23 protein-coding genes and 3 pseudogenes are annotated in these 24583 nt (G+C 71.0%); 15 read left to right on the top strand and 11 right to left on the bottom strand.

Annotation, left to right across the window (positions count from 1 at the left end; genetic code table 11):
* Window positions 1–70: 70 nt before the first annotated feature.
* Window positions 71–274, top strand: coding sequence for a cold-shock protein (locus BN1555_RS01985; RefSeq protein ID WP_093797295.1), 204 nt, complete (start codon window positions 71–73; stop codon window positions 272–274).
* Window positions 275–452: 178 nt separating this feature from the next.
* Here BN1555_RS01985 and BN1555_RS01980 read toward each other — a convergent pair whose 3' ends face one another.
* Complete coding sequence (locus tag BN1555_RS01980) at window positions 453–827, bottom strand: hypothetical protein (protein WP_093797293.1); 375 nt, start codon at window positions 825–827, stop codon at window positions 453–455.
* Between the two features lie 428 nt (window positions 828–1255).
* On the opposite strand from BN1555_RS01980, the gene BN1555_RS01975 reads away from it, so the two are divergent.
* Window positions 1256–1459: a cold-shock protein gene (locus BN1555_RS01975; protein WP_093797291.1), complete on the top strand. Its 204-nt coding sequence runs from the start codon at window positions 1256–1258 to the stop codon at window positions 1457–1459.
* A gap of 266 nt (window positions 1460–1725) precedes the next feature.
* The gene (locus BN1555_RS01970) at window positions 1726–2340 is read left to right on the top strand and encodes a histidine phosphatase family protein (RefSeq protein WP_176709917.1); all 615 of its coding nucleotides are present in this window, start codon (window positions 1726–1728) and stop codon (window positions 2338–2340) included.
* 167 nt (window positions 2341–2507) lie between these two features.
* On the opposite strand, the gene BN1555_RS01965 is transcribed toward BN1555_RS01970, so the two are convergent.
* From BN1555_RS01965 to BN1555_RS01955, 3 genes and pseudogenes are all read right to left on the bottom strand, one after another.
* Window positions 2508–4085, bottom strand: a complete 1578-nt coding sequence (locus tag BN1555_RS01965) for a molybdopterin-dependent oxidoreductase (RefSeq protein WP_093797287.1) — start codon at window positions 4083–4085, stop codon at window positions 2508–2510.
* Between the two features lie 178 nt (window positions 4086–4263).
* The gene (locus BN1555_RS01960; RefSeq protein WP_093797285.1) at window positions 4264–4845 is read right to left on the bottom strand and encodes a DUF2637 domain-containing protein; all 582 of its coding nucleotides are present in this window, start codon (window positions 4843–4845) and stop codon (window positions 4264–4266) included.
* A gap of 641 nt (window positions 4846–5486) precedes the next feature.
* Window positions 5487–6805, bottom strand: a pseudogene (locus tag BN1555_RS01955) (aldehyde dehydrogenase family protein).
* A 759-nt stretch (window positions 6806–7564) separates the two neighbouring features.
* On the opposite strand from BN1555_RS01955, the gene BN1555_RS01950 reads away from it, so the two are divergent.
* A complete protein-coding gene (locus BN1555_RS01950) occupies window positions 7565–7903 on the top strand; it encodes a DoxX family protein (protein WP_093797283.1) in 339 nt (112 codons plus the stop codon).
* A gap of 106 nt (window positions 7904–8009) precedes the next feature.
* Here the strand turns inward: BN1555_RS01950 and BN1555_RS01945 are convergent.
* The 3 genes and pseudogenes from BN1555_RS01945 to BN1555_RS01935 form a co-directional block, all read right to left on the bottom strand.
* Window positions 8010–9271, bottom strand: a pseudogene (locus BN1555_RS01945) (phytase).
* A gap of 386 nt (window positions 9272–9657) precedes the next feature.
* Window positions 9658–9837, bottom strand: a complete 180-nt coding sequence (locus BN1555_RS41500; RefSeq protein WP_369688932.1) for a cupin domain-containing protein — start codon at window positions 9835–9837, stop codon at window positions 9658–9660.
* 300 nt (window positions 9838–10137) lie between these two features.
* On the bottom strand, window positions 10138–10785 hold the full coding sequence (locus BN1555_RS01935; RefSeq protein ID WP_093803110.1) for a formylglycine-generating enzyme family protein: 648 nt from the start codon (window positions 10783–10785) through the stop codon (window positions 10138–10140).
* A gap of 167 nt (window positions 10786–10952) precedes the next feature.
* On the opposite strand from BN1555_RS01935, the gene BN1555_RS01930 reads away from it, so the two are divergent.
* The 3 genes from BN1555_RS01930 (at window position 10953) to BN1555_RS01920 (ending at window position 12568) form a co-directional block, all read left to right on the top strand.
* Window positions 10953–11282 carry a hypothetical protein gene (locus tag BN1555_RS01930; RefSeq protein WP_176709916.1) on the top strand — a complete coding sequence of 110 codons (330 nt, stop codon included), beginning with the start codon at window positions 10953–10955 and terminating at the stop codon, window positions 11280–11282.
* Between the two features lie 37 nt (window positions 11283–11319).
* Complete coding sequence (locus BN1555_RS01925; protein WP_093797281.1) at window positions 11320–12300, top strand: hypothetical protein; 981 nt, start codon at window positions 11320–11322, stop codon at window positions 12298–12300.
* Window positions 12301–12364: 64 nt separating this feature from the next.
* Window positions 12365–12568, top strand: coding sequence for a cold-shock protein (locus BN1555_RS01920; RefSeq protein WP_069925601.1), 204 nt, complete (start codon window positions 12365–12367; stop codon window positions 12566–12568).
* Between the two features lie 572 nt (window positions 12569–13140).
* Here BN1555_RS01920 and BN1555_RS01915 read toward each other — a convergent pair.
* Both BN1555_RS01915 and BN1555_RS01910 read right to left on the bottom strand, forming a co-directional pair.
* Window positions 13141–13941 (bottom strand): IclR family transcriptional regulator, encoded by an 801-nt coding sequence (locus BN1555_RS01915; protein ID WP_093797279.1) that lies wholly within the window; start codon window positions 13939–13941, stop codon window positions 13141–13143.
* A 250-nt stretch (window positions 13942–14191) separates the two neighbouring features.
* A complete protein-coding gene (locus BN1555_RS01910) occupies window positions 14192–14683 on the bottom strand; it encodes a lamin tail domain-containing protein (RefSeq protein ID WP_093797277.1) in 492 nt (163 codons plus the stop codon).
* A gap of 312 nt (window positions 14684–14995) precedes the next feature.
* Between BN1555_RS01910 and BN1555_RS01905 the strand changes: the two genes are divergently transcribed.
* The 7 genes and pseudogenes from BN1555_RS01905 (at window position 14996) to BN1555_RS01880 (ending at window position 21107) form a co-directional block, all read left to right on the top strand.
* A complete protein-coding gene (locus BN1555_RS01905; protein WP_093803109.1) occupies window positions 14996–15829 on the top strand; it encodes a class II glutamine amidotransferase in 834 nt (277 codons plus the stop codon).
* A 108-nt stretch (window positions 15830–15937) separates the two neighbouring features.
* Complete coding sequence (locus BN1555_RS01900) at window positions 15938–16537, top strand: hypothetical protein (protein ID WP_093797275.1); 600 nt, start codon at window positions 15938–15940, stop codon at window positions 16535–16537.
* Between the two features lie 123 nt (window positions 16538–16660).
* Window positions 16661–17731, top strand: coding sequence for a hypothetical protein (locus BN1555_RS01895; RefSeq protein WP_255305829.1), 1071 nt, complete (start codon window positions 16661–16663; stop codon window positions 17729–17731).
* Window positions 17732–18237: 506 nt separating this feature from the next.
* On the top strand, window positions 18238–18657 hold the full coding sequence (locus BN1555_RS01890; RefSeq protein WP_093797273.1) for a PPOX class F420-dependent oxidoreductase: 420 nt from the start codon (window positions 18238–18240) through the stop codon (window positions 18655–18657).
* A 62-nt stretch (window positions 18658–18719) separates the two neighbouring features.
* Window positions 18720–19133, top strand: a pseudogene (locus BN1555_RS39990) (hypothetical protein); the annotation flags it as partial.
* A 165-nt stretch (window positions 19134–19298) separates the two neighbouring features.
* Window positions 19299–20315: an NAD(P)-dependent oxidoreductase gene (locus BN1555_RS01885; RefSeq protein WP_255306350.1), complete on the top strand. Its 1017-nt coding sequence runs from the start codon at window positions 19299–19301 to the stop codon at window positions 20313–20315.
* Window positions 20316–20345: 30 nt separating this feature from the next.
* Window positions 20346–21107, top strand: coding sequence for an SDR family NAD(P)-dependent oxidoreductase (locus tag BN1555_RS01880; protein WP_093797269.1), 762 nt, complete (start codon window positions 20346–20348; stop codon window positions 21105–21107).
* Here BN1555_RS01880 and BN1555_RS01875 read toward each other — a convergent pair.
* Window positions 21039–22019, bottom strand: coding sequence for an AraC family transcriptional regulator (locus tag BN1555_RS01875; RefSeq protein WP_093797267.1), 981 nt, complete (start codon window positions 22017–22019; stop codon window positions 21039–21041). The two genes, BN1555_RS01880 and BN1555_RS01875, sit on opposite strands and share 69 nt — an antisense overlap.
* Window positions 22020–22447: 428 nt before the next feature.
* Between BN1555_RS01875 and BN1555_RS01870 the strand changes: the two genes are divergently transcribed.
* Window positions 22448–23023, top strand: coding sequence for an HPP family protein (locus BN1555_RS01870; RefSeq protein WP_093797265.1), 576 nt, complete (start codon window positions 22448–22450; stop codon window positions 23021–23023).
* A gap of 183 nt (window positions 23024–23206) precedes the next feature.
* Here BN1555_RS01870 and BN1555_RS01865 read toward each other — a convergent pair whose 3' ends face one another.
* Window positions 23207–24082, bottom strand: a complete 876-nt coding sequence (locus tag BN1555_RS01865; protein ID WP_093797263.1) for an SGNH/GDSL hydrolase family protein — start codon at window positions 24080–24082, stop codon at window positions 23207–23209.
* Window positions 24083–24583: the final 501 nt, after the last annotated feature.

The raw sequence follows: 24583 nt of genomic DNA, 5'->3' as shown, positions 1-24583 counted from the left end.
ACAATCATTGCGGCGACTCGGGCGCCCGCACAGTGCGGGCCCTTGGGCATTGCCCCGAAGGAGATATGACATGGCTACTGGCACCGTGAAGTGGTTCAACGCGGAAAAGGGCTTCGGCTTCATCGAGCAGGAGGGTGGCGGCCCCGACGTCTTCGCCCACTACTCGAACATCGCCGCCCAGGGCTTCCGTGAGCTCCAGGAGGGCCAGAAGGTGAACTTCGACGTCACGCAGGGCCAGAAGGGCCCGCAGGCCGAGAACATCGTTCCCGCCTGACGCCGAGGCGTACAACGGGGCTGGGGCCCGCACCCAAAGGTGCGGGCCCCAGCCCCGTTGTGTTGTCGCGGGTCCGGTCCGTGTGCTGTCACCGTTCCGCGAACGGTGCAGCCACGCCGTGCTCTGTGGTCCCGCCCCGCACGAGCCGGTGACGGAGGGCCGGGCGGGGGGTGGGAGTTCAGCGGTCCGAGTAGCTGAAGTCCCCTATCGTCCATGCGCTTACGTCCTCGATGGCGATGCGGTACATCCCGCCGGTTTCGGGAATTCCGAGACTGCCCTGGAGGATCCTCGCGACATGGAAATGCAGATGGGTGGGGGGCTTGTCCTGCTTCGGACGGAGGTCTGCGTCGGCGGCCATGAAGATGCCGGCGAACGGACCCAGCCGATCTGAATCCTTCAGTACCTCGGCAACCCGCTCCCGCCACACCGCCTCGGGGGCCAACCGTCCAGTGATGACAGCTCCACCGGCGACCACGGTGAGTGACATCTGATTACAGTGCTCGGACTCCACCGTCGCGGCGACGTCAACGAGCAGATCATCAGGGTTCGACATGGCAGGTGATTTTACTACCGTTGAACCTCGCGCCGGTAGGCCGACTTGCGGACGCCGACGAGGCGGGTGCCTCTCCGGGCCGGAGGTGCGGGACCCCTGTGCCCCGCCCGGAGCGCACCGCGCTCCCGGACCCCCGTCCGGCCGCGGACGTCGCAATTCGGAATACGGATGCTCGGCGAAGTCGAATATGTCCCCTTGTGGGCACAGAAAATCACGCGATGCGCGACGAAGGTTTATGGTCCGACAGTCGGGGCGATATTGCGTCGGGCTCCCGGTTGCTTATGCCGTGCTACTGTTGGGTAGCCTTGCGGTAATGGTTAGCTGAATTCTCTTTTTCGTCCATGGTGCACTTTCGGGCGGGGCGACTCATGCGGCGACGCGAGGATCGCACGGCGCAGGCCTTGAAACCGCTCACAAGGAGGTACGGCATGGTTACCGGAATCGTGAAGTGGTTTGACGCGGCCAAGGGTTTCGGCTTCATCGAGCAGACAGACGGTGGCGCTGACGTGTTCGCCCACTTCTCATACATCGCCGACCGGAGTCTTCTCGGGCTGCTCGAAGGCCAGGAGGTGGCCTTCGAGATCAGGCAGGGACCCAAGGCCCCGCATGCGGTGAACATCGTTCTCGCCTGAAGCCTGAAGCCTGAAGCCTGAAGCCTGAAGCCTGAAGCCGAAGAACTGGCGTCGCGTCGCCCGGCCAGCCTCGCTTGAAGTCCAGGAACCCCAGGACGCCCGTGCGGTGTCTTCGGCATTGGCATCGGGTATCGGCATCTCGGAGCGTCGGGGCCGGAGCCGGCCCCAGGGCCTTTCCGGAGGGAACCGAGAGGCAGGGTTCCCGCGTCCACCTGCTCAATACGCAAGATCAACGATGCTGGCAGGGGACCCCGGGCGTGAAGGACATGGCCACTCGATACCTCTACCTCACTCGGCACGGCGAGGCGTCAGCGGACGGGACGGCTCTGACCGAAGGCGGTCGCCGCCAAGCCGTTCTCCTCGGTGAACGGCTCCGTGGCGCCCCCCTGTCGGCGATCTACCATGGTCCGCTGCCCCGGGCGGAGCACACGGCCCGGCTGATCGGTGAACAGCTCGACGGTGTCCCGCTCCATTCGTCGGAGCCGGCTGGGGACTACGTCCCCCACCTGCCGCAGAAGCGGGAACTGCCGCCGGATTCGGCCGGTCTCCTGCTCGACTTCCTGGCCCGGCTTCCGGCGGACGACCGTGAACGGGGCCCCGCACTGGCCCGGGAAGCCCTTGCGGAGTTCACAGGGCCGGTCGAGGGCGGACGGCCTCGTCATGAGCTGGTCGTCACCCATAACTTCCTCATCGGATGGCTGGTCCGAGCCGCCCATGACGCGCCCGAATGGCGCTGGATGGGACTCAACCACGGCAACGCGGCTCTCACGGTCATCCGGTATGCGCCCGGCAGGCCGTCCAGTGTGCTCCTGTACAACGACATGCGGCACTTGCCCGCAGAGCTGTGCTGGACAGGCTTCCCGCCCGAACTCCGCATCTGACCGGCAACGGCCGTCCGGGCCGGCCGGTCCGCTGACCACCGGGAAAAGAATGGTCAGCACACGGAGCCGGGGTTCGGTGGCTTCCCGCACGATCCGTACGCCGCCGACGCCCTTCCCGGGGGCCGAGGAATGAAGAAGGTCTGCGTCAGGCGCAGGGCAAGACCCGGTCAGCCGACGGTGACGACCACCGAATGCCGGCCGCTCGCGCCGTCGGGGACGGTCCGGGTGCGTTTCCCGGTCTGGACTTCGCCCGTACGGTCGGTGGCGCGCACGGTGAGGGTGTGGCCGCCGGGGGTGGCCTGCCAGGGGAAGGACCACTGCCGCCATGTGTCGACGGTGTCCTGCGCGGCGAGGTCGGCGGGCCGCCAGGGCCCGTCGTCGACACGGATTTCGACCTTGTCGATGCCGCGGTGCTGGGCCCACGCCACGCCGGCGACCATGACGGTTCCCGCCTCGGGCCGGGCGAAGGGCTTGGGTGTGTCGATGCGGGACTGCGTCTTGACCGGGGCCCTGCGGGCCCACTCGCGCTTGACCCAGTACGGGTCGTAGTCGTCGAACGTGGTCAGTTCGATGTCTTCGATCCACTTGCAGGCGGAGACGTATCCGTACAGTCCCGGGACGATCATCCGGACGGGGAAGCCGTGTGCGAAGGGCAGCGGCTCACCGTTCATTCCGACCGCGAGCATCGCGTCGCGGCCGTCCATGACGTCCTCCACCGGCGTGCCGAGCGTCATGCCGTCCACCGAGCGGGCCACCAGCTGGTCGGCGGGGCCACCTCTGGACGGCGGCCTCACCCCGGCCTCGCGCAGCAGGTCCGCCAGTCGTACGCCGATCCAGCGGGCGTTGCCCACATACGGGCCGCCGACCCCGTTGGAGACACAGGTGAGTGTGATGTCCCGCTCGATCAGCTCCCGGTCCAGCAGGCCCTGGAAGGTGACGGTCGTCGGGTGCTCGACACCTTTGCCGTGGACGCGCAGCCGCCAGCCGGTGGCATCGACCTTCGGCACCACGAGAGCGGTGTCGACGCGGTAGAAGGTCTTGTTCGGCGTGGTGAGGGAGCTGACGCCCGGAATCCGCAGCTGCGCGCCGGAGGGCACGGGAGCCGCCGGTGAAGCGGGCGGCGGGAGCACCACCCCGGCACGCGAGGCGATCGCGTCCCGGCCGCGACTGCCGTTCAGCGTGCGACCCAGCACACCGGCACCGCCGGACGCGACCGCCGCCGCCGAGGCGGCGATCAGGAATCCCCGCCGGTCCCACCCGCTGTCGACGCTCGACGGAGCGTCCGCGCGTCGCCGTGCGGTGAGCCTGCCGGTCAGTACACAGAGCACACCGGCACCGGCCACGGCGCCGGCCAGTGAAGGCAGTCCGTCCGCGAGTCCGGTCGCGTCCGGGCGGCTCACTGCCGCTGCCGCCCCCACCGCACCGAAGATCAGCACACCGGCGGAACCGGTGCGCCGGTGGTGCAGCGCGACCACGCCCAGTGCGAGTGCCAGGACGGCGAGTGCCGCCAGAATACCGAGTTGCAGAACGAGCTTGTCGCTCTCGCCGAAGTTACGGATCGCCCAGTCCTTCACGGGCGCCGGAGTGCGGTCGATCGCTGCGCCGCCCACCGCGGCGACGGGCCCGGACCCGGCTCGTACGGCCGCCGAGACAAGCTCGGCAACGGCGAGCGCCGCGAAGCCGGAGAGCAGGCCGCTGAGTGCGGCGAGCCCGCCACGGGCCATGTTCCTGCGGGAGATCTTCATGCCCGCTATTCGGTACCGGCCGCGGAGCGGATTGGTCCGTCGTCCGGCCGCGCGGAAACCCGCCGGGAAGCACGCTTCCAGGCGCCGCCACCGGTCACCGCCCACGGCCGGCAGAGACGCGGTGGTGCGGAGGAGGTACCGGGCCGGATGGCGCCATGGCCGTGCCGGCCGGGCGCGGTCAGGGCCGGCCACGGGTGCCGGCGCGGTGTGCGGCGGCGCGTGCGAGAGCGTGGCGGGGGCGGGCGAGAGTGATCTGGCGAATGAATTGGTGGAAACAGGCCAAGGCCGCGGCGGGGGGCAGGGCGGTGACCGCGATGCCGGGCAGGGTTCGGGGAGCCTGGGTGACGGAGAGGGCGACGGCGATGGCGGTGAAAAGCACCACGACCGTCCAGGCGTGGAGGGCGCGGCGACGGTGCAGGGCGGCGCGCAGGACGCTGAGGCAGGCCACGACCCAGGGGCCGAAGACGAGCAGTGGCCAGCCGTGCACCAGGCCGGGTGCCACACCGGCGGCGGCCAGGTGTGTGAGCGGGTCGTAGGAGACCATCGCACCGAGCACGCCGACCGTTGTCACGATGAAGGCGGTCAGTGCCGCCATGCTGAGGCTGACCACCCGCACCCACGACCAGCCCCTGAGAGGAGTGGCCCGCCCGGGTTTGCGGCGGTTGTGGGAGCGGGGGCGCGGGAACGCCGATGCGGTGTGCGGTGCGGAGGTCTGCAGCAGATGGGTGAGTTCTTCGTCCCAGTCGAATGTCTGTTCCACGACCGGGACGGGCGGGGAGAAAGCTTCCTGCACGTCCATCGCCCGGTTGGCTGCCGGTGGCAGGCCGGGGCCGTGGGGGTGCACTGGTGAGCCGGAGGGGGTGGGGCGGGCATCGATCGGATTCGGCCGGTCATACATGGCGTGTCCGCCCCCGCAGGCTCTCTGTCGTACCGGAAGCGACGGGCGGCAGCTCGGGAGGCCGGGGTTCCGTGCGATTGCCGACGGGCCGGGAGCGGTGGTGAAAGTCGGTCTGAATCCGTTCCAGCCTGTGGAGGAACTCTTCGAGCAGGTCTGAGAAGAGGTACGGCCGGGGCTCCCCGGTCCCCCGTTCCTGACTGTCGCGCGCTGGGTGTTCCCCTTCGGTGCCGGACGAACACGCTGAAGGGCCGGCGCCGTCGGCACGGCCCCCATACGGGGGATACGGCTTGGGTGGAGTCACTTCCCGTCAACGACCCCGGCTCGGGGCCGGGTGTCCGGCGACCGGGTGACCGGCCACCCTCCGAGGATGATTCGTACGCCGCCGCCTTGACCCGGCCGTACATACAGTCCGGCCAGTGTGATCACCGGGATTTCCCGCCGGTGGAGGGCCGCCCACCACCACGGGCCGCCGCCCGTCACCGAGGCGGCGGCCCGCGCACGGATCAGCCGAGCGGCTTGTCCAGTACGGCCTTGCGGTGGCTGAACGTCTCCAGCGAGTAGTGGCCGTGGTAACGACCCATACCGCTCTCGCCGACGCCTCCGAAGGGCAGGTCGGACACGGTGAGGTGAGCCACCGGAAGACCGAAGCCGACGCCGCCCGAAGAGGTCTCCGACACCAGCCGGTCACGCGTCGTTCCGGATTCCGTGAACGCGTACAGCGCCAGCGGCTTCTCCCGGTCGTTGATGAACGCGATGGCCCGGTCGAGGTCTTCCACCTCCACGATCGGCAGAATCGGACCGAAGATCTCCTCTGCCATGACCGGGGAGTCCGGGGATACCTCGGCCAGTACCGTCGGAGCGAGGTAGCGGCGCGTACGGTCGTGCTCGCCCCGACGACCGGGCGGCCCGAGCCGAGCAGGCCGGTCAGCCGGTCGAAGTGCCGTTCGTTGACGATCCTGCCGTAGTCGGGCGAGTCGGCCGCATCGGTTCCGTACGCCGCCCGTACGGCCTTCTCCAGCGCGCCTTCGAGTTCGCGCGCGGTCTGCGGGTCGGTGAGCACGTAGTCCGGGGCGACGCAGGTCTGCCCGGCGTTGAGGAACTTCGTGGCCACGAGCCGGGAGGCCACCGTCCGCAGGTCCGTGCCCCGGTCGACGAACGCCGGGGACTTTCCGCCGAGTTCCAGGGTCACGGGTGTGAGGTGCTCGGCGGCCGCACGCATCACGATGCGGCCCACGGTGCCGTTGCCCGTGTAGAAGATGTGGTCGAAACGCTGCTCCAGCAGGGCGGTGGTCTCCGGTACGGCGCCTTCGACCACGGCCACCGCGTCGCTGTCGACGTACCGCGGCAGCAGTTCGGCGACGGCGCGCGAGGTGGCAGGTGCCAGCTCGCTCGGCTTCGCGACGACGCAGTTGCCCGCGGCGAGCGCGCCGACCACCGGGGCGAGCAGCAGCTGCGCCGGATAGTTCCACGGTGCGATGACGAGGACGACGCCCAGCGGGTCCTGCACCGTCCACGCCGTCGCTCCGCCGAGGTGCGGCGGGACGTCGACGGGCTCGGGCCGCAGCCAGTCCTCCAGCCGCTCCAGGGTGTGGTCGATCTCGCGCACGGTGAAGTCGATCTCCGTACGGAAGGCCTCGCGCTCACTCTTGCCCAGGTCGGAGTGGAGCGCGGCGGCGAGTTCGCGACCGTGCTCGGTCAGCATGGTCCGCAGACCGCGCAGCTGCTCCGTACGCCAGGCGAGAGGCTTGGTGCGTCCGGTCTGGAAGGTGGCGCGCAGCCGGGTGACGACATCTGCGGGCTGTTCGACGGTGGAGTGCACCATGGCTCCTCACTAGGGGGTGTGACCGCTCTCGCCGGGCCCGGCGGCGGCTGCCGTGCGGTGACGGCCGTGCGGTGACGGCCGTGCGGCGAAAGCTTTACATGCATATAGCAACCATACGGCTCGGCGGCTTGTTCCCCAGGCTGCGAGTTCATTGCGACAGTCTGTGTGGGGGTGGGCGTGGGTGCGAGGTGTGGGATACGGCCCGTTCTCCGTGTGCGGCACCAGCCCGGGTGGCGCGCCGGGGGAGTCGGCCGGCGCCTTGTGCGGACGGCCGACCGCAGCGTCGTGGGCCTCCCCGCGACGGCATGCCCGCCGTCCGGGCGATCAGGCAACGGCGACGGCGCCCGATGCCCCACCGTCCTCCGGACGGAAGAGGACGGCTTGCCGCCAGCCGGCGACCGGCAGGGGCGCACCCGGTGGCCGACGGGGGCGGGGAGGGGGATCACGGCCTGCCCCCGCATCTCTCCTGCGGCAACCTCGCCGCAGGAGTGGGCTCCCGAAAGAGGGAAGCCGACCGCAGGACCCAGGACTTCGGGCGCGTACAAGTGCACGGAAGGCTCGTCGTGGCCGTAGCTCTGTGCCGCCTGCCCGTTCCGTATGCCCGCGTCCATGACGCCGAAGGCCGCTCCTGTCCCACTTGCTCGCCGCGCGGCGTCAACGCGGTGACGGACTCGTCGCACCCGGCCGGAGCGAGCCGCTCCGGCGTCCACCCGATGAGGAGCGCCACCGAGGTCCACCGCTTACGTCGTCGTCCCCCTCCTGGCCGCCGCCCTGACGGGCTTCTCGGCCGCTTCCGTCTTCTTCCGCGCCAAGTGGGCCGTGCGGCCGGTGGCCGACTACAGCGTCCCCCGCTCCTGGTGGACCTGGGCCGGTACGGCAAAGGCCGCAGGGGCCGCGGGTCTGCCGGCCGGCCTTTTCGTACCGGCCGTCGGCCTCCTGGCAGGGACCGGCCTGGTGCTGTACTTCGCCGGGGCCGTCGTCACCGTGGTCCGGGCGCGCCGGTACTCCCGCATCCCGTTTCCCCTGCTGTACGCCGCACCGGTGGCCGGTGGCCGGTGGCCGGTGGCCGGTGCCCCGGCGCTGGGGCCTGCCGCCTGAGGACCGTCCCGGCCCGTGATCGCGACCCGCGTCCACCGGTGGACGACCGCGGGGTGCGCCGGGCGGTTCCCGCACCCGGCGCACCCCGTGGGCAGTGAGGACGTGGTCAGTCGTCGATACGGTCCATCAGCCCGCCGAGGTCCACGAACTTGAAGCCGGTGGACTCCCGGTCGCCCTCGCCGTCGGCCGAGGTGTTGTGGCCGTCCTGCACGACGAGAAGGCCGCGCGGGTACTTGGTGCCGAGCGGGGTGTTGAGTACGGCCGCGCCGTCGCACTCCTCCGAGCCGTCGAGGGACTGCGAGGCGGAGGTGACGCGGAAGCCGCCCTCGTACTCGTTGTCGTCCTCGAGTTCACGGTCGTACAGGGCGAAGGTGCTGTCCCCCTGGCTCGACGAGAGGACGTATCCGTCACCGTCGGACTCGGTCAGCAGCGTCAGGCCCTCCACGTCGGCCGAGATCCGGGAGCCGCCGAAGCCGGGGTCGGCGCCTGCTGCGCACTCCTCGGTCTCCTCGTCGTACACGCCCGGGACGCCGTACTCGCGGACCTTGTCGACGAGTTGCGGGGCGGCCGTGAGGTCGGCGCGCAGGCGCCAGATGCCGACGTCCTCCTGACCGGCGTACAGCATGCCGTTGACCGGGTCGACGACCATGCCCTCGACCTGGGGAGTTCGCCCGGCTCGCCGCAGGGGGACCAGGTGGCGCCGTTCGGGAGGCGGAAGGCGGACGGCAGGTCGAGTGTGCGGACCTTGCGGTAGCCGACCTTGCCGCCCGTGGTGGCGGTGAGCTCCAGCAGGGCGATGCTGGTGCGTTCACGACGGCTGACCAGTGCGTAGGAGCGCCCGGTCGTGCGGTCGGTCCAGGTGGCCAGACCGTACGCCGTCTGCTGGTCGTTGATCTCGTCCTGCCCGCTGGAGAAGACCGGAGCGGCGGCCGGGTCGGTGATGTCGGTGAGCGGGCCGCCGGGGCGGTCGCGGTCGATGCGGTAGATCCGCAGCCGGTCGTTGCCGCGGTCGCTGGTGACGGCGACGTCGGCGCGCCCGGAGGACAGGCGAAGGCCGGTCACGAGGTCGACGTTGTTGAATCGGCCCGGAGCGTCGTCCGGATCGGCCGACGAGGGGGGCTGGATCGCCTGCACCTGGCGTGCGTCGAGGTCGTACACCCGCAGGCCGGCCTCCTTGGCGGTGGCGATGACCAGGCTGCGGTCGGGGTCGCTCGCGTTGCGCCAGATCGCCGGGTCGTCCGCGTCGGCGTTGCCGCCCGCCTCGTCGTCGTAAAGCGCCGGAGTCTCGGCACTGGGGGTGACGGCGGGCAGCGGGTCGGCCGCAGGTCCGTGCGCCTCGGCGGGTGCGGCCAGGGCGAGCGCTGCCAGGGTGGTGCTCAGTGCGAGAGCGGTCGAGCGGAGGGCGGGGTGTCTGGTCACGAAGAGCCTCTCAATGTCAATGTCGAGAACATGGCAAGCGCAGCGTGAGCATCAAATGGCCAGCTTGACCGCAGGACATGGGAAGGAGGCGTTCCGGTGTGCACGGCATGAACAGGCCGCCCCGTCGTCACCTGTCCGGCCAACCGAACGCGACGGCGGGTGGTTCGGGCTGATGCCGGCCGGGGGCAGGCCCGGTTCGGGCCTGTGGGACGGTCGTGGTCGACGCACCCGCCCGGGCCGCTTCCGTCACCGGACGCCGGACCTGATGTCCAGCTCTGGCAGCCTTGGCAGTTCCTGCAGCCCGGGCGGACCTCATCCTTCGGGTTCTTCCACGATCACCAGGGCGCCCAGGCTCCCGGCCCGACAGCACTCCGGGCACCTGCCGGCACCAGGTACATCCCGCCCGGCCCCACCGGCACCACGATGCCGTCAACGACCAGCTCCAGCCGGCCGTTGAGCGCGAACAGCAGCTCGGCGCTGCCGTGCGTCTCCTCCGCGACCGGCAGCTCGTCCATGCGCAGGACCTTCACGCAGGCAGGCCGCCCCCACCCGGCCCAGCGGACGGGAGCGCCAGGCGTCCGGCAGCGCGGCTACGGTCTCGAACACGTTGATCAGACTCATGACATGCCTCTCCGTGCGCTTCTCCAGCCGTGCGGAGAGAAGCCCGTGCATCGCGGTCAACGGATGTCTGGAAGCTGTCCGAGCAGGGACAACGAGTGGTCGACCGTTCGGTAGAACCTCCCGCCGCGACGGCTCGTGACATCACGACGGAACGGTTCCAGGCCCACGGCAGGTCCGGGCGGGGCCGCCGGGCCTCAGGACACGGTCCGGGCGAGCCGGAAGCCGAGGTCGTCGATTGCGAACGAGGGGTGACTGCGGCGGCGTACGGAGGCACCGCAGCCCCGCGTCGACTCGGCCCAGCCCCCACCGCGGAAGATGCGGTAGGAACCGTAGACCTCCTCGTCGTAGAGATCCCAGCACCACTCCCAGACGTTGCCCAGCATGTCGTGCAGTCCCCACGGATTGGGTGCCTTGCCGCCGACGTCGTGGACCCTGCCTCCGGAGTTGTCCGCGTACCAGGCGATGTCGTCGATCTCCCCGTACCGGTACCCGCTGGTACCCGCCTTGCAGGCGTACTGCCACTCCGCCTCGGTCGGCAGGCGATAGCCGTCGGACGCCCAGTCGCAGGTCACTTCCCCGTTCCGTGCGTCGCGGGAGTACGCCTGGTCCAGCCCGGACCGGACCGAGATCCGGTTGCACACGTCGATCGCGTCGAGCCAGCTGATGTTCGTCACGGGCGAGGCTCCGCTTGCGGAGGGAGGGAGATCCACCCCCGTGACGGCCCGGTGGAAGTCCGCCGTGACGGGATACCGGCCGAGCAGGAAAGGAGCGATCTCGGCCTGCCAGCGGGTGCCGCGCCGATCGTCCCGGAGGTCCACGGCGCCACCGGGGACATGGACCATCGAGGGGGCCGTCGGGTCGTCGACGGGTGGGTGCACGCGGTGGGCCTCTCTGTCCGGAGCGACCACGAGGTCGTCGCACGCCCACGATACGGGGGAGGCCCGGGGTGTGAACGTCCCCTGGGGCAACCCGGTTCCGCAGCCGGCTGCCCCTGTGGTTCTCCCTCGCCGTGCACGGCGCCGACGTCTGCCGCGACGCCGTGGCCAAGGGCGCGGCCATGGCCTACCGAGCGGCCCGTCCGGCAGAGCGGACGGAGGGGCTGGAACTCCTCCGCGAGCCGGAACTGACCGTGGTCCTGATCCGCCGGACAGGCCGGCAGCCGTCCGACTACTACGCCTGGTCGAAGAGGCTCCTGGCGGCGGGCACCGCCTTCATCGCTCCAAGCGTCTGGGAAGGCGAAACAGTGGCCCGCCCCGCCTTCCTCCACCCGGACATCACCGAGGAGACAGTCCGCGAAATCCTCGACTCGCTGCTCACCGGGCATCACTTCCCCGCATAAGCCCTTCGGGGCGGTGGGCCCGGCCGTCCACGAAGGCGTGACGTACGGAGGACTCGCCACGACCGGGACCGCCGAGCCTCACCCGGAGCGGATCGACGGCTCGCTGTCGATGCGCGGTCTCGTGCAAGGCGGCGCGGCCGGCCGGAACAGCACTTCCGACACGGTCTTCGCGTTCCGGACCCCGCCGGCCCCGGGCCCGGGCATCGAACGCACCGGCTTCGGGGACGGGGCGGCGGCGCGGACCGCCGCGAACACCCTGGCGGCGAAGGCCGACGACGCCCAGCGGACACCCGGGGCCGCGCCCGCTGCGGCGCTCCGCGACATTCCGGGACGCAATGACACCTCGCAGCCGAAACCGGAACCGGCCGACCGGGAAGCCCGGCGGGCCAACCGGTACACGGCGGCCGCCGGACTGCGGCGGACCGCGGCCTTCGCCTGGCGGCGGGAGGTGGAGAGCCGCGTGGGCGGTGATCCGTCGTGGAACGCCGGAGTCGGCTACTCGGCCGTGCTCCGCCGGTCCTCGGTGCACAAGGAGGTGACGGAGCTCCACCGGGAGGCAGGGATGCCGCTGCGCGACGACCTCGCGGCCCTGAACCGCGCCCCTCGCATCAGCGCCGCCCCGGCAGTCGCCGCCCGGCCGAGCCGCACCAGCGTGTTCACCGGGAAACCGGCCGGTGCCCGGCTCAACACCCCCCGTACCACTGGCGATGCGCTGATCCCGTGGGCCACCTCGCCGGATGCGCCCAACGCCCTCGCCCGGCGGACACGCACCGGTGACCGCACGCCTCCTGCCCGGAGCCCGACTCCCCGGCAGCGCCACGCGCGCGGCAGAGCCGGGGCTCCCCGGCCGGTATTCGGGTATTCGGGTGCATCGGGCAGGGAGACGATGTCGAAGAGCACCAATTGGCCGTTGCTCTCTGGTGAGGGGCAGTTCCGCCGTGTAGCGTTGCTGTCAGATGTCGTGGTTCGCAGTACCTGCCCGCGCTCCGGCGTGGGCGTTTCGCTGTGCAGTGCCTGAGGACCAGGGCGATCACCTCCGGGTCCGCGCGGTGCGGATCCGATATCGACTGAGAGGCACCAGCATGGCCAGCGGAACCGTCAAGTGGTTCAACTCCGAAAAGGGCTTCGGCTTCATCTCCCAGGACGGCGGCGGACCGGACGTCTTCGCGCACTACTCCAACATCAATTCCTCCGGCTTCCGTGAGCTCCAGGAAGGCCAGACGGTCACCTTCGACGTCACGCAGGGCCAGAAGGGCCCGCAGGCGGAGAACATCACCCTCGCCTGATCCGGCATCAGGTGCACCAGGCCCCCGGAGCGCATGCTCCGGGGGCCTGGTGCGTCCGCTGGGGCGAAGTGGTGCCGCCGCTCACTCGGGTTCCCCTCGGCCAGGGGGATGCGCATGCAGCGGTCCCGGGCCGCGGAGCCGGCGCACTCATTTCCGGCAGCTCCGGGAACACCTCCACAGCGCCGCCGGCGACGCCGTCGTTCATGGCCACCGCGAGCGGCCGGGCGAGTGTCTGGGATCCCAGACAGTAACGCCGCGCGGCCACCCGCGCCCTCGGCCTGCGCGCACCTCTCGAACCCGACCCCGCGACGGCGGCCGTCCTGGCCTGCCTGCGCCGCCACGCGCCGGGCCCCGACAGGTACCTCGCTCCCGAGATCGAGGCAGCCGTGCAGTACGTGGCCCGTGGCCAGGCTCTCGCAGCCGCTGAAGGCGTCACCGGACCGCTTCGCTGAGAACCCGGTCCCGGCCCTTTCCCGCTTTCCGCCGCCGGCCCCGGCCGGCGGCGGAGGGCCGTCCGCTCCGGGCGCCCCGCACAGCCGCCGCGCCGGAACGCGGCGCCGGCTCCTCGGGCCCTACGACGCCCGGGCCCCTGCGCCCGTACCGTGCGGTGTGTCGGCCACTCCGCCGATACGACGGCTCAGCTGATTCGCGGTACGGGTCACTTGCGCGGCGATCCGCTGCTGCTGCTCGGGCCCGGCGTCCTGGGCCGGGAAGGTGACCGCCACGCCGGCGACCGGGTGTGCGGTGTGACTGAGAACAGCGACCGCCACGGACGAGAAGCCCGCCGTCACCTCGCCGTCCTCCGTGGCGTACCCGCGCCGGCGTACCTCCAGAAGGAGATGACGGAGCGCGGTCAACGATCCCGGTCCGGCCTCGTTGCGCAGCACGAAGGCCGAAGAGTCCAGGAACAGCGCTCGTACCTGTGCCTGCGGCAGGCGCGCCAGCACCGCCCGGCCGCTGGCGGTCAGGTGCGCCGACAGCCGGACACCGACCTCTGTCACCAGGGGCGCCCGTCCCGGCGCCCGTTCCCCGATGGCGTAGATGACCTCCCGGCCGTGCAGCACGGCGAGAGGGGCGTTGTGCCCCGTGCTGTCGACGAGTTTCACCAACGGCACCCGCGCGAGGCGCTGGAACGGTGCCTGACGGCTGTAGCCGGACACCAGTTCGAAAGCGCTGACCCTCAGGCCGTAGCGCCGTTCCTCCGGCAGGTGCACAACGAACCCCTCGCGCGCGAGGGTGTCGAGCAGGTGGTACGTCGTCGACCGGGGCAGCCGGACATCACGGTTGATCGCCGCAGCCGGCACGGGGTCGGCCTGGCCTGCGGGGCAAGGGAGAACGGCCAGCACCTGAGCGGCAGCTGGAACAGAAGACATGGCGTGAGATCACGTCCGCCGGACGCTCTGACCGCGTACCGCTCGACCGTCGTCCGGGATACGGGACGCAAGGCAGCCGACGACACCGGCCGCACACACATGGCCTGGCGGTCCCGGGGGAGCCGCAGTGTTCTCCGGTGAGCGCTCCGGCCGGCCGGCGGGCGGAACTGCGCGTTTCGTCGTGGTGCTTGTCACGGGCGGGCCCCGTCTCCCCCACCGGGGAGACGGGGCCCGTACGCATCGGGATCGGTCAGTGGAAGGTGATGTAGCCGTTGCCGTCGCGGTCGTTGCCGCTCTTGCTGTAGGAGTGGACGTCCGCGCGGCTGCCGGAGGGCTTGTACAGGTAGATCGTGTCGCGGTCGTTGTTCCACAGGAAGTTGCAGTTGTCGCGGTAGACGACGTTGTTGGCGTCGGAGTCGGTGCCGTTGCCACCCCGGAGCTTTACGTAGTCGCCGGGCTGCAGGTAGTGGTTGGCCGTGAACGCGAAGCGGTTGCCGGTGGCGTCCTTGACGACGTAACCCTTGAGATTCACCGTCGCCGAGGACGAGTAGTTCTTGACCGTCAGGTATTCCTCGTCGGTGTTGCCGGAGGAACAGCTGTTGGAGTCCCGGCCGGGTGCGTCGTACTGGACTCCGCGGACCTTCAGCGCCGAAGAGTACTCGGCGGCCTGGGCCGGGGTGGCGGCAAGGACGGCCAGTGCACCGGCCGCTATGGACACGGCGATGACAGGGTGCTTACGCAAGAGAGGTCCCCCCTCAATAGTGCTGATGAGCGGCAGAAGCTTACCGACACCATGAGCGATTGGTTGAGCTTCCTATGTTTCTGTTCCAGACCTCGGCGGCACCGCGCGACGGCGTACCGCGCCCGGGGTGTCACCGTCGGCGGGCGATCCGGCCGGCTGTTTCCGGCCGGTGAGGCGGGGCACCCGACCGGGGAAGCTGCCTCGACCGGCAGCATGCCGTCAAGCCGGTCGGGACACCTGTCCGGCGCCGTGCGACAGGCTCCACGGCCGACGGGGACCGCTCGGGTGCCGACCGGGAAGGGACTGCTCTTCATGTGCCGATGGCTCGCCTACTCCGGGACCCCTGCCCTGCTCGGCGACATCCTGTACAAGCCCGCCCACTCCCTGATCGACCAGAGTCTCCATTCGCGGATGGGGGTCGAGACGACCAACGGCGACGGGTTCGGCATCGGCTGGTACGGACCCGACGCGGCCACGCCGGCCATCGTCCGGGACACCGGCCCTGCCTGGAACAACCGCAACCTGCAGGAGATCGCGGACCATGTCCGCTCATCGCTGTTCTTCGCCCACGTCCGCGCCTCGACCGGCACGGCCGTGCAGCAGTCGAACTGCCACCCCTTCCGACACGGCCGGTGGATGTGGATGCACAACGGTGCGATCACCGACTTCCACCGGATCAGGCGCGACCTCTGCATGGCCATCGATCCCGCGCTGTTCTCCTCGCTGGAGGGGTCGACGGATTCGGAAGTGATGTTCTACCTGGCGGTCACCCTGGGCCTGGACCAGGACGCCCCGGGTGCCGTTGCCCGGATGGCCGGGCTGGTGGAAACGCTGGCTCTTGAGCACGGAGTGGAGTTCCCGCTCCAGATGACCATCGCGGTGACCGACAGTGAGCGGCTGTGGGCTTTCCGGTACTCGAGCCAGAAGGCGTCGCGGTCGCTGTTCGTCAGCAGCAGGGTGGAGGCCGTGCGGGCTCTCCACCCCGACCTGGCTTTCCTGCAAGGGGTCTCCGACGAGACCCGCCTCATCGTCTCCGAGCCGCTGGGCGATCTTCCGGGGGTCTGGAACGAACTTCCCGAGAACAGCTGCATCGCCGTCCAGCCGGGTGAGGACGAGCTGCTGCCCTTCGCGCCACAGCCCGTGTGACAGGCGTGGCCCGGCAGGCACGGTCCGCCCCGCGCCGCGCACCCCGGGCCCATGGCGGTGCGGGAGAAACCCGGATGACCCGGCCTGCCGACCGTGCAGGATCCGGGTATGACGCAGAAGCAGAACGTGGAGGCGACACAGCAGGACGCCGCGGACAACGACCGCGTCCTGCGCCGGCTCGACCGGGCAGCCGGCAGGGGTGATCTGGTGCGCGTCCACCGGTCGACCCGTTCCGCGGACCGGATCGATGGCTTCGTCGTCGGTACGACCCCCGCCTGGACCCTGCTGGCGCCCTGTACGGACGTTCAGCTCGACGGCTGGGCGGCGGTCCGGACCCCGGGCATCACCAAGGTCTGCCGGCGGGGTGACGGAACAAGCCTGACCGCCAGAGCACTGCGCCGCCGGGGGCAGTGGCCGGTGCGTATGCCCGCTCACGCGGTCCCGCTGGACGGCCTGCCCGCTCTGGTGGAGGCCGCCTGCCGCGACTTCGGCCTCATTTCGCTGCATGCCGAACGGCACGCACCGGACGCCTGCTGGATCGGCGCGGTGACGGGCCTGCGGCCCAGATCGCTGCGGTTGCGAGAAGTCGACCCAGGGGCGCGATGGTCCACCGACGCGACGAAGTTCCGTTTCAAGGACATCACCCGAGTGGGCTTCGGCGGCCGGTACGAGCAGACCTTGCGGGAATTCGCCGGCCCGTGCCGCTGAACCGGCGGCGCCCGGCTGCCGGTCCCCGCGACAGCCACGTATGACGTGCAACCTTATGAGGACTTCACCGGTCTTCCCCGTGACCGCCCACGTGGTCGCACCTATGAGGAGACCGTCATTTCCGTGATACGCAAGCCCCTGCTCGCCACCGCCGTCGCCACCGTGGTCCTGGCGGGCTCCGCCGCCTGCGGCGCGGTGGAGAACCTGTCCGCCGGGCAGAAGCTCGACCGGGCCTTCGGCAAGCTCGGCAAGGAGCACTCGCTCTCCTTCGAGCTGGACCTGGACACCGACGCGAAGACGCTGAAGGCGCTTGACGCCGAGGCGGGGACCGGTGAGGAAATGCCGGACGGGGCAGCCGAGTTGTTCAGCGGCGCGCGGCTCTCCGTCTCCATGCAGTCCAAGAAGCCGTTCGACGACTCCGACGACAAGGACTTCACCGGCATGGCCGTCAAGTTCAGCGGCCCCGGCGGTGACTTGTTCGAGTACCGGGTGGTCGGCGAGTACACCTACTTCCGTGCCGATGTGGACGCCTTCGCGAAGACGACGGGAGTCCCCCTGCCGTCCGCCGGTGAACTGCCCGAGAGCGCCGGTGCGTTCAAGAAGATGATCGACGGCGAGTGGGTCAAGGTCGCGACGGAGGAACTGAAGAAGACCCGCGACGAGATGGAGGAGATGCGGGCGCCGGAAGGCGGGAAGCCCTCGGCGGAGCCCACGCCCGACGCGAAGGCGCAGAAGAAGCTCATGAAGGCGCTCCGGGAGGTCATCGCCCGGGAGGTCGACTTCAAGACCTCCGAGGGGGAGGGCGGCACCGAGCACGTCATGGCCACCACCCCCTTCCGCACTTTGCTGACCGAGCTGTTCGACGAGATCCGCCCGCTGGCGGAAGAACTGCCGCCGGGTGCCGGGCTCCCTACGGCCGAGGACCTCAAGGAGGCGCCGGACAAGAAGGTCACAGCCGACTTCACGCTCAGGAACGGGGCGTTGACCGAGGTGTCCGTGGACCTGGCCGAGCTGGCGGAAAACGCGAACGTCAGGAAGTTCGCGCTCGTGCTGCGGGTGGGCAAGGGCGAAAAGGCCACGGCTCCGGCCGGAGCCACCGAGGTGAAGCTGGACGAGCTGGTGGAGGGCTTCTTCCAGGGAGTCTCGGAAGAGATTTCCACGGAGGAGGGTTTTTCGGAGACCGCCCAGGGATGACGTCCGATCCCCTGGCGGAACCGGGTCGGGCACGGGATCGGCGTCACTGGCCGGAGATGGAGGAGCCCATCACCACGCAGCCCATCACCACGCCGTCGTGCGGCGACGGCATGACATTGCGGCGAAACCGCCGGGCAGGCTGATGGCGTGTGCCGCTCGGGTGCTCGGTACTGTCTTCGGCGGCTCGGAAAGGAACTCCAGGAAAGCCGCCGTCGGATGGGCACCCACGACGATCCCGGCCTTGCCCACCGGTTCGACGAAACGGCCGGGGGCATCCACGGGGACATCCGGCAGACATCGCGCGACAGCTCGTGCGATCCGTTCGGGCAGCCGTTGTGGACCTCGTCCGCATTGTCCGGCCATGTCTTTCCAGAAGTACGCGTACCGGTGGACCCTTTCCCCCAACCGGGTGGGCGGCCCCGCAACGACACTGCGCCGAAGCGCTCGATCCGTTGCGCATGCGAGGGTGGCCACGGCTTGCAGCAGCACATGACGGAGGATGTCCCATGTCGAAACCACCGCTTCCCGAAGAGGCAGTCGCGATGTTGGCGAAGGCCAATCCGGCCGTTGTCACGACTCTGCGCCCGGACGGCCAGCCGGTGTCCACGGCCACCTGGTACCTCTGGGAGGACGGCCGGGTACTGGTCAACATGGACCAGGGACGCAAGCGCCTGGAGTATGTGCGCAACGACCCGCGGGTGTCGCTCACCGTGCTCGACGAGGGCAACTGGTACACGCACATCAGCATCGTCGGGCGCGTCACCGAACTCAGCGAGGACGAGGGGCTGGCCGACGCCGACCGGTTGTCCCAGCACTACCTCGGCAAGCCCTACGCGCAGCGGGACCGCCGCCGGGTCAGCGCGTGGATCGAGATCGACCGCTGGCACGGATGGGGCACCTTGAAGGACAGCGACCAACCTGGTTGACGCTTGCCCGGCCTGACCGCGACCGTGCCCTGGGGCCGTCCTCGAAGAGGATTCCGCTTGCGGGCACGGTCGCGAAGGAGTGGCAGAGGTGGGCGCAGGAGGCGTTCCACCCGCCGCAGCCCTGACGCGAGTTGCGGGGAGCGGCGGTCTCCGGCGCCGGCGCGGGCGAGGACTACGCCCACGGCCGGCCGTCGCCCACGGCCGGGCGCCCGGCGCGGTCCTGCCGAGCCCGCGGCGCGGGCCGCCGCCCCGGGTCTCCGTGGCCATCGACACGTCCGGCTCGCTCAGCGACACCGAACCGGGCAGCGCGCTCCACGAAGTCGCCGCGGTTTCTTGTCCCGGGGGGCGACCGTCGCGACCTGGTCACCGTGCTGCCGTGCGACGCGGCGGCCCGGGGCGTGCACCCGCTGCGCCACGCCGGGGGAGCACCGCCGGTGGGCGGTGGGGGTACGGATCTGCGCACGGGCTTCGCCAGGCGCTCCGCGCGCGGCCCCGTCCCGACCCGCGCGCGGCCCCGGTTCTCACGGTTGCCAGGAGGAACTCCTGCGGCAGGCCCGCTCCGTGCGGCGGGCAGTCGGGACCATCACAGTGCGCCGCGGGCCCGCCCGTCGACCGGATTTCCCGGCCGGCCACCACCGGGCGTGGTACGCACAATCGTTCAAGACCGTCCCGCGCGCCGGCGCCTACAACGGTGGAGGTCCGGAAGCCGCCGGAGAAGCCGGCGCCGTGCGCCGGAGCGGGAAGGGAGCGCGGAAATGGATACGGCCGTGGGATTCATCGGCCTGGGCGTCATGGGGCAGCCCATGGCGCTCAACCTGGCGCGGGCGGGCACTCCGCTCGTGGTCTGGAACCGCTCACCCGGCAGGTGCGAACCGCTGCGGGCCGCGGGCGCGCAGGTGGCGGCGGATCCCGCCGAGGTCTTCGCCCGGGCGCGCGTCGTCATCCTCATGCAGGCCGACGACTCCTCGACGGACGCTGTGCTCGGCCGCGGCACGCCGGACTTCGAGGCACGCGTCGCGCAGCACACCCTCGTCCCCATGGGAACGAACGCACCCGACCACTCCCGCGGCCTCGAGGCCGACGTGCTGGCGGCGGGCGGCAGCTACGTCGAGGCCCCCGTATCCGGGTCACGGGGACCGGCCGAGGCGGGGCGGCTCGTGGCGATGCTGGCCGGCGGGACCGATGCCGTCGCGAGAGTGCGGCCGTTGCTTCGTCCCATGTGCCATGAAACGGTTGTCTGCGGACGGGTGCCCGCAGCGCTCGTGACGAAGCTCGCGGTCAACCTGTTCCTGATCACCATGGTGACGGGGCTCGCGGAGGCGTTCCACTTCGCCGAACGCCACGGTCTGGACCTGCGGCAGTTCCGGGACGTCCTCGACGCCGGCCCGATGGCGAGCGGCGTCTCACGGGTGAAGGCGGCCAAGCTGACGGCCGGAGACTTCGACGTGCAGGCGTCGATCCGCGACGTACTCAAGAACAGCGGGCTGATCGCCGAGGCCGCCCGGACGGCGGACCTGGCCTCCCCCCTGCTGGACGTCTGTCACGCTCTCTACGGCGAGACGTCGGCCCTGGGGCACGCCCGGTCGGACATGGCCGCTGTTCTCCGGGCGATCGAGGCCCGTACGGAAGGCATCCCTCCGGGGCCGGCTCACCGCTGAGCCCCACCTGGCAAGGAGACCTGGACCGGCATGAACACACAGCCCCAGTCGTCCCGTCCGCCGATCGTGATCGTCACGGGCGGAAGCCGCGGCATCGGAAAAAGCATCGTGGAACGGTTGTGCGCGGACGGGTACGGCGTGGTCTTCACCCACTCCGGTTCCGACGACGAGGCCGGTGCGGTGGAGGGAGACCTCGGGCGTTCGGGCCGCATCGCCCGCGCCGTGCGGGCCGACGTCACGGCCGACGACGCGCCGGGCCGGGTGTTCGACGTGGCCGAGAGCCTCGGTACCGTCGTGGGCCTGGTGAACAACGCGGGCATCACCGGCGGCATCGCCCCCCTCGTGGAGCTGTCGGACGACGTGCTGCGGCGCGTCGTCGACGTGAACCTGGTGGCGCCGGTCCGGTGGTGCCGGGAGGCCGCCCGGCGGTGGGCGGGGCGTACGACGCGCTCGACGATCGTCAACATCTCGTCGGTCGCCGCCCGCACCGGCTCTCCGCACGAGTACGTCTCCTACGCCGCGACGAAGGCGGCCCTCGAAGCCCTGACCATCGGGCTCGCCAAGGAACTCGCACCGGACGGCATCCACGTCAACGCCGTGTCCCCGGGCACCATCGACACCACCATCCACGCGCGGGGCGGAGACCCGGGGCGGGCGGAGCGTGTCGCCTCACGCATCCCGCTGGGGCGTCCCGGCCGGCCGGAGGAGATCGCCGAGGCCGTCTCATGGCTCGTGTCGGAACGCTCCTCGTACGTCACCGGCACCGTGCTGGCCGTCACCGGCGGCCTGTAGCGGCCGGCTGCCGTCCCACGGCGACGCGCGGAGCGCGGCCGACCAGCAGGCGGGGGTGAAACCGTACGCCCGCCCGAACATGCGCGTCATGTGGCTCTGGTCCGCGAAGCCGGCCACGACGGCGGCATCGCAGGGCGGCACGCCGGCCCGCAGCATCAGCCGCACCCGGTCGAGCTGCCGCATCGTGCGAAAACGCGTCGGGCTGGTGCCGAACGCGGCTCGGAACTGGCGCGCGACCGTCCAGCGGTCCAGGCCCGAGATCCGCTCGAACTCCGCGACCGGGTGCCGCACCGTCGGATCGTCCGCGATGAGGTCCCTGACCCTGGCCAGCGCGTCCACGGCGAGCGCGCCGCGCTGCCCGGGCCGTACAGCCCCGTGCCGCGAGAGCAGCCTCGCGACGGCGAGCGTGACCTCGATCCGCTCGAAGTCGCCCAGTGGCTCGTCCATGTACGCCAGCCAGGCGATCAGGGCCGGGTCCACGTCGTGCCGTGCGATCACCGGGTCGGCGACGAAGGGCAGCGGCGCGCCGCCCAGTGCCTCCTGGACCAGGCAGGGATCGACGTAGAGGATCCGGTAGCCGAACCCCTCGTCGGTGCCCGCCGCCCCGTCATGGAGCTCGTCGGGGTGGAGGACGTGCCACTCACCGGGCAGGCAGTGCCGCTGCTCACCGCGGTAGTGAAACGTCTGTACGCCCGTGAGGGTCATGCCGATCGCATAGGTGTCGTGGCGGTGCGGAGAGAAGGCGTCGCCGGCCATGGAGGCGGCCAGCCGCTCGATCCCGTCGGCGCCCCGGCCGAACCGCAGACGGAGCCCGGACGTCTCACCGCCCGCGGCGAGATGTCCGCGCAGCGGCCCGGCGCCGGCGCGGCCCCCGGTGTCGGCGCGGACTCCGGAGCCCGGGACGTGGTCCATGCGCCGAACCTACTCGAAGACGAAGAGCGCCACCGCCGCACCTGGAGAAGCTCAGTGGCCGTCGCGCCGGCCAGGCGTGGTGCGGCGTCCGCGGGGCACGGCCGGGACGCCGCCCCGACGGCGACGAGCATGGTGGCCGGGGTGGTACGGACGCCGCCTCGGGCGCCCCGGGCGCGAGCGGTGCCGGGAGCCCCGTCCGGCCCGGCATCGGCGAGCGCCGCGCACTGCTCCGGCAACCGGCTCGGCCGACCCGAATCATTCCGTCGCAAACCTGAGCGATAAGGTCTTGTGCGGTTGCGCCGGCCGAACCAGGACGCGGGCGCAGAGGCGGGCCGACTGTCGGTCACAGCACTCCGCACAGCCCGTCTTCCCCGTCCTCCGCTCCGCCCCTGCCCGGCCCTCGGCCGCCTCTCCCGGAAACACCTCACATGAGCATCGACACCGCCCCGCGTCCCGAACCCGTCCGAGCCGCCCCCGAAGCAGCCCAAGCCGCCATCGAGGCGCCCCGTCGGCGCAAGGCGGCCGGACGGGCCCCGGCCCGGCCCACCCCTGCGGCCGCCTTCCACAGCGTCAGCGCCGCGACAGCCGTCCTGCTGGGACTCGTCGCGATCGGCGCGATGATCCACGAACCGGTCCTGATACCGCCGCTGGCCGCCAGCGCGGCCCTCGTGCACAGTGCCCCCACCCTGCCGCTGGCCCAGCCCCGCAGCGTGGTCGTCGGCCACCTGCTCGGCGCCGCCGTCGGCTACGGCGTCCTGGCCGCAGCGGGCAGCAGCGCATGGGCCGCCGCCGTGGCGGCCGGTGTCACGCTGGCCCTGATGATGGCCGCCCGTACCCCGCACTCACCCGCCTGTGCCACTGCCGTCGTCATCGTGCTCCAGACTCCCGCGCCCGCCCGGTTCGTCCCCCTCCTGCTCGGGGCCACCGTCCTTCTCGTCCTGACGGAATACGCCGCCTCCCGCATCCGCCGCACGGCGCCGAGGTATCCCGCCTACTGGTGGTGACCTCTGATCAGGTGGGGGTGCGGTCCTCACTTCCCCGGGTGCGGTCCCTCGGTGCGGGGAGGTGTGCCGCTCCGTCACCAGGGCGCGCGGACCGGCTCAGTGGCACCGGCGGCCGGTGCGGCCGTGGCCCGGTACGGCGCGTCGTCCTGGGTCGCCGCACCGGGGCGTGGAGGTGAGAGCCGATCAGCGGGCGGCGGTGAGGACGGCGTCGGCCATCGCCTGCTCACCGGCCGCGTTGGGGTGGAACGGTGCGGCGGCGCTGGTGAAGAGAGGCTCCATCCAGCGGGTTCCGGCCGGCTTGCAGATGTCGTGGCCGACGGACCTGGTGTAGGTGTCGACGTACTGGGCGCCGTGCGCGGCGGCCTGAGTGGCGATCATGGTGTTGAGACGCTTGTGGGTGTCTCTCAGCCAGGGGGCGTCGCCCCTGGCTATCGAGACGACCGAGGGGCAGTTGCTGCCGTCGTCGGGAAGGATCGCGGGGTAGCCGGTGACCAGGATCCTGGCTTGGGGGGCGCGCTGGCGGATGCCGTCGATGGCGGCGGCGACCTTGGGCGCGGTGGCGTTGATGGTGGTGGCGAGCTGGTCGGTGCCGGTCCAGGTGTAGCTGTTCTTGCAGGGCGAGCCGACGGGATTGAACACTCCGAGGCTCACGCAGCGCAGGATGATGCTGGCGAAGCCGATGTCGTTGCCGCCTATGGTCAGGGTGACCAGGCCGGTGTCGGCGCTCAGCGCGTCGAACTGCGGTGGCGCGGAACTGTTCTGCGCCGAGGTCATGTGCACGGTGGTGGCGCCTCCGCAGGTGACGTCCTTGTGGGCGGTGGGAGCGAGCGCGGCGTTGACCAGGGCGGGATAGTTGCGGTGGGAGCGTGTGCAGGTGGAGTCGACCTGGTCCGGAACACCGGCTCCCGAGGCGTAGGAGTCCCCCAGAGCGACATAGCGGTCGACCGGGGTTTCCGCGGCGAGGGCGGGGCTCGCGCCGAGGGCCGTCGTGGTGGCCAGGACGGCTGCGGTGGCGGCGAGAAGGGTGCGGGTGCGGCGGCTCGGTGAAACTGATCGCATGGCGCTGCCTCTCATGGCGAAGAGAAGGAGTGGACGCCTTCTGCCGCCGGGAAGGGCCGGAAGGCGTACGAGACCGGCGGCAAGGCGGTCCCGTTCGCCTGCCGTCGAAGGTGTGAGGGCACTGCGCGCAGTTACTGGTCAGTTGTACTGGCACGTAATATGTGACCGGAGTGACGGGCAGTCAAGATGTCCGGCAGCGGATTGTTCAGTCCGCGTTCAAATTTCCGGACCGGGCCCGACCGCGTGGGGGCGTCCCCGGCTCGGCGCGCCCGAATCCCTGTCCATGCGCCGGACCGGCGGGACGGCACAGCGCTTCACTGTGCTTGTGGGGAAGCGCAGTTCGGGTACGGCGGCACTGCTCCGCGGCCAGGGTGACGAGTCGTGGGTCGTGCCGGCGGGCCCGCAGTCGGTGACGGCCAGGGGCGACATCGGGCAGCGCGCAGGCCGCGGGCGGAGCCGGTGGCACCGCCGGGACGGACGGTCGGGGCGGCGCTCACCGGC

The organism is Streptomyces sp. Wb2n-11 (assembly GCF_001049855.1).
Classification (GTDB): domain Bacteria; phylum Actinomycetota; class Actinomycetes; order Streptomycetales; family Streptomycetaceae; genus Streptomyces; species Streptomyces altiplanensis.
The sequence above is the reverse complement of the archived record's forward strand: the minus strand, read 5'-3'. Positions and strand labels throughout refer to the sequence as shown.

Coding starts and splice junctions, on each gene's coding strand:
- BN1555_RS01980 (WP_093797293.1), bottom strand. CDS start 827: ATGTCGAACCCTGATGATCTGCTCGTTGACGTCGCCGCGACGGTGGAG.
- BN1555_RS01975 (WP_093797291.1), top strand. CDS start 1,256: ATGGTTACCGGAATCGTGAAGTGGTTTGACGCGGCCAAGGGTTTCGGC.
- BN1555_RS01935 (WP_093803110.1), bottom strand. CDS start 10,785: ATGGTCCATGTCCCCGGTGGCGCCGTGGACCTCCGGGACGATCGGCGC.
- BN1555_RS01915 (WP_093797279.1), bottom strand. CDS start 13,941: ATGTCTTCTGTTCCAGCTGCCGCTCAGGTGCTGGCCGTTCTCCCTTGC.
- BN1555_RS01870 (WP_093797265.1), top strand. CDS start 22,448: ATGAGCATCGACACCGCCCCGCGTCCCGAACCCGTCCGAGCCGCCCCC.
- BN1555_RS01890 (WP_093797273.1), top strand. CDS start 18,238: ATGTCGAAACCACCGCTTCCCGAAGAGGCAGTCGCGATGTTGGCGAAG.
- BN1555_RS01970 (WP_176709917.1), top strand. CDS start 1,726: ATGGCCACTCGATACCTCTACCTCACTCGGCACGGCGAGGCGTCAGCG.
- BN1555_RS01865 (WP_093797263.1), bottom strand. CDS start 24,082: ATGCGATCAGTTTCACCGAGCCGCCGCACCCGCACCCTTCTCGCCGCC.
- BN1555_RS01920 (WP_069925601.1), top strand. CDS start 12,365: ATGGCCAGCGGAACCGTCAAGTGGTTCAACTCCGAAAAGGGCTTCGGC.
- BN1555_RS01875 (WP_093797267.1), bottom strand. CDS start 22,019: ATGGACCACGTCCCGGGCTCCGGAGTCCGCGCCGACACCGGGGGCCGC.
- BN1555_RS01880 (WP_093797269.1), top strand. CDS start 20,346: ATGAACACACAGCCCCAGTCGTCCCGTCCGCCGATCGTGATCGTCACG.
- BN1555_RS01965 (WP_093797287.1), bottom strand. CDS start 4,085: ATGAAGATCTCCCGCAGGAACATGGCCCGTGGCGGGCTCGCCGCACTC.
- BN1555_RS01905 (WP_093803109.1), top strand. CDS start 14,996: ATGTGCCGATGGCTCGCCTACTCCGGGACCCCTGCCCTGCTCGGCGAC.
- BN1555_RS01900 (WP_093797275.1), top strand. CDS start 15,938: ATGACGCAGAAGCAGAACGTGGAGGCGACACAGCAGGACGCCGCGGAC.
- BN1555_RS01985 (WP_093797295.1), top strand. CDS start 71: ATGGCTACTGGCACCGTGAAGTGGTTCAACGCGGAAAAGGGCTTCGGC.
- BN1555_RS41500 (WP_369688932.1), bottom strand. CDS start 9,837: ATGGACGAGCTGCCGGTCGCGGAGGAGACGCACGGCAGCGCCGAGCTG.